Origin of the sequence: Mesorhizobium sp. M7A.F.Ca.ET.027.02.1.1, from assembly GCF_004022985.1 — a bacterium.
GTDB lineage: Bacteria > Pseudomonadota > Alphaproteobacteria > Rhizobiales > Rhizobiaceae > Mesorhizobium.
This window is the reverse complement of record NZ_RZOL01000555.1, coordinates 1-3,100: the sequence shown is the minus strand read 5'-3', so window position 1 is coordinate 3,100 and position 3,100 is coordinate 1. Positions and strand designations below refer to the sequence as shown.

Below are 3,100 nucleotides of genomic sequence, written 5' to 3'. Positions count from 1 at the left end.
TTCCACGATGGCGGTTCGCCCGAGACGACAATGCCGACCGACTTGGAACGCGACACCTTGGCGGCGAGACGGCCGGCCAGATAGGCACCCTCGTGGCCGCTCAGCGTGTAGTCGGCGACGAGGCCCTTCTCCAGGCCGGCTGGCGTGTCGACGATCGCCACCGGAACTTTCAGTTCCTTGGCGATTTCGGGCGCCGAGGTGTTGTAGCCGCTGGCATGCGCGATCAACAGGCTGGCGCCGTCGGAGGCAAGTTCCCGCAAGGTCGGACGAACATCGCCATAGCCGAGGCCCTGGGCCACGACCACTTCGACGCCGGCGGCCTTGCCCGCCGCCTTGGCGGCGTCGATGCCTTGCTGGTTCCAGCCATAGTCCGTGCCTTCTTCGGGCGTCAGGATGGCGATCGACTTGACCTCGCCGGCAAGCGCGCCGCTCATCAAGACACCGGTCAATATAGCTGCACTTACACTGCTCTTAAGAAGCTTTAACATGTTACCCTCTCTGTTGTTTTACCAATCAATATTCTTATTGTTATTGCGCAAAAGCGAGATAGACTGCCTAGGAAAAATTACATTATGGAGCTCAGGCAAAGTGAAGATCCGTTATGCCCTTCCGGTGATGCTGGCGTTGTCGTCCTTCGCCAACGCGGTTGAGTTGCACCATGTCACCGTCCGCACCGGCACTGACGGGCTCGACATGGTTCCGTTGACGATCTCGAATGCGGGCAGCGAAGGCCTCTCCTGCAACGCCGACTTCGCCCACTGGTATTCAGCCGGGATCGCAACGATCGAGCCGGGCAAGAAGACCCGCGTCGAGCTCTGGTTCGATGCGAAGACCGGCACTTTCACGATCCTCAACGACAAACGCGAGAACCTGCCCGTCGAGCGGCTGTGGTGCGGTCTGGCGAGCCGCGCATATGCCACCCGCGTGCAGGTCACGCTCGACCGCACCGATGCGGCGAAAGGCGAGCGTGATGTGTCCTGCGGCATCGCGCGGGACAGCCTTGTCTGCCGGTAGGCGCTCATCGAGCTTTCCGTTCGAACACCGCGCGCCCCTTATTCTTTTGCCAGGAATGCGTCGGTGAAGACGTCGTCCGCCGACAGAGCCGTCTTGAGCACGCCCTGGTCCGTCAGCGTCTTCAGGGTCTCCTCCCACTGAGTCTTGGTCATCCAGCCGAGACCGTGTTCCTTTGTGTCGGGGCTGCTGAACGTCGAGGCGATGTCGGCGTTGATCTGCGCCAGCAGCACATCCTTTTTCTCCGCATAGCCGGGCGCGGCCTTGGCGGTGATCTCGGCAGCCTCTTCCGGGTGTGCCACGACATAGTCGAAGGCTTCCCTGTAGGCCTTGACGAAGCGGCGTACGACGTCCGGCTTGTCCTTGATCATCGCCTGCGAGGTGAACAGGCCCGAGCCATAGGCTTTCCACCCATGGTCCGCCCCCATCATGATGCTGAGCGAGCCGGGGCCTCCGGCCTTCGCTTCCAGTTCGGGAACCTCCGCATCGATATAGCCGACGACCGTCTGAACCCGGCCAAGCAGCAAATAGCTTTCATAGGGAGGCGAGACGCTGTTCAGCGTCATGTCCTTTTCGGTCAGGCCGTTGGCGGCCAGGAAACCCTTGAAGAAGATGTAGGTGGAGCCGGCCGGATGAATGCCGATGGTCAGTCCCTTGAGGTCGGACGGCTTGGTGAGCTTCAGCGTCTTGGCCAGCGAAATGATCCCCAGCGGCGAGTGCTGGTTGACAGCCGCCAGCGCCACGACCGGGACATTCTGCGACCGTGCGACGGCAAGCGTGGGAAGATCGCCGAACCCGAAATCCGCGTTCTCATTACCCACCAGCCGCATCGCGTCCGGCGAGCCGGACCCCTTGCGGATCTCGGCCACATCGATGTCGTTCTTGGCGAAGAAGCCCTTTTCCTTGCCGACGAAGAACATGGCGTGATTGCCGCGCACCACCCAGTCGAGCTGGACGTTGACCTTGTCGGCCGCCAGAGCCGCGCTGGAGAAGCCGAGTGCCGTGACAAACGCCGCGAAGCTAGCGGCCTTGATAAGTGAGCGTCTCAGCATTTTTTGTTCCCTTTTATAAATTTGGTTGATCGAGCGGACCTAGGACTGGCTGAATTTCGGCGCCCACGGCACCACGATGCGTTCGAGAATTTCGGCGGCGTAGTAGAAGGCGATGCCAAGCACGGAAACGAGCAGCAGCGCTGCGAAGACCAGCGCCGTGTCGAGCTGGGTCGACGCGAACTGGATGACGTAGCCGAGACCGTCCGACGCCCCGGCAAATTCGCCGACGATGGCGCCGATCACGCTCAACGTGGCGGCGATCTTGGTTCCGGCCATAAGGTTCGGCAGCGAGTGCGGAACGCGGATCCTGAACAGGATCTGCGTCTGGCTGGCCCCGACCGAATTCATCAGCGACAGCAGCGAGCGGTCGACCGATTGCATGCCGGCCAGCATAGAGAGCGTCACCGGGAAGAAGGCGATGACCAGGATCAGGCCGATCTTGGGCGCCAGCCCATAGCCGAACCAGAGGATGAAGATTGGCGCGAGCGCGACTTTCGGCACGTTCTGGAACAGCACCACCAGTGGATACAGGGCGCGTCCCAACCAATCGAAGCGCACGATGAGCAGCGCAATGGCGATGCCGACCACGACCGAGACCAGGAAGCCGAACAGGATCTCGCCCGCCGTCACCAGCGTCGCCTGCATCAGCGTGCCCCATTGCGCGACCAGCGACTTCGCGATCTCGGACGGAGCGGGAATAATGAAAGCGGATATGGCAAAGACCCGCACGGCCGCTTCCCACAGCACGATCGTCACCAGCAGCAGGATGACCGCAGGAAGCCAGCTGCCGGTCGCCGCACTCCAGCTGGAAGCGAGGCGCGGCTCGGAAAGGTCGGTGATGGGCTGGTCGCTCAAGACGCGCCTCCCGGTTGATGGCTGGAGCGCAGCATCGTTCGCAACTGGACTACCAGCCTGACGAACTCCGGATCTTCGGTGACCGACAGGTCGCGCGGATAAGGCAGCGCAATGTCGAGGCTCTCGGTGATCCGCCCGGGCTTGATCCCCAGCACGTGAACATGGCGCGACAGATGGATGGC

4 protein-coding genes and 1 pseudogene are annotated in these 3,100 nt (G+C 62.0%); 1 reads left to right on the top strand and 4 read right to left on the bottom strand.

Features of this window, described 5'->3' with window-relative positions; genetic code table 11:
* Positions 1–488 (bottom strand): BMP family ABC transporter substrate-binding protein (locus EN749_RS33255; RefSeq protein WP_128364754.1); only part of this gene is annotated, 488 nt, incomplete at its 3' end.
* Positions 489–588: 100 nt separating this feature from the next.
* Between EN749_RS33255 and EN749_RS33250 the strand changes: the two genes are divergently transcribed.
* Complete coding sequence (locus EN749_RS33250; RefSeq protein WP_128364753.1) at positions 589–1,014, top strand: hypothetical protein; 426 nt, start codon at positions 589–591, stop codon at positions 1,012–1,014.
* Positions 1,015–1,052: 38 nt separating this feature from the next.
* On the opposite strand, the gene EN749_RS33245 is transcribed toward EN749_RS33250, so the two are convergent.
* From EN749_RS33245 to EN749_RS33235, 3 genes and pseudogenes are all read right to left on the bottom strand, one after another.
* Positions 1,053–2,063, bottom strand: a complete 1,011-nt coding sequence (locus tag EN749_RS33245) for an ABC transporter substrate-binding protein (protein WP_128364752.1) — start codon at positions 2,061–2,063, stop codon at positions 1,053–1,055.
* Positions 2,064–2,102: 39 nt separating this feature from the next.
* A complete protein-coding gene (locus EN749_RS33240; protein ID WP_127381746.1) occupies positions 2,103–2,918 on the bottom strand; it encodes an ABC transporter permease in 816 nt (271 codons plus the stop codon).
* A pseudogene (locus EN749_RS33235) lies at positions 2,915–3,100 on the bottom strand (ABC transporter ATP-binding protein); the annotation flags it as partial. The pseudogene EN749_RS33235 and the gene EN749_RS33240, both read right to left, overlap by 4 nt.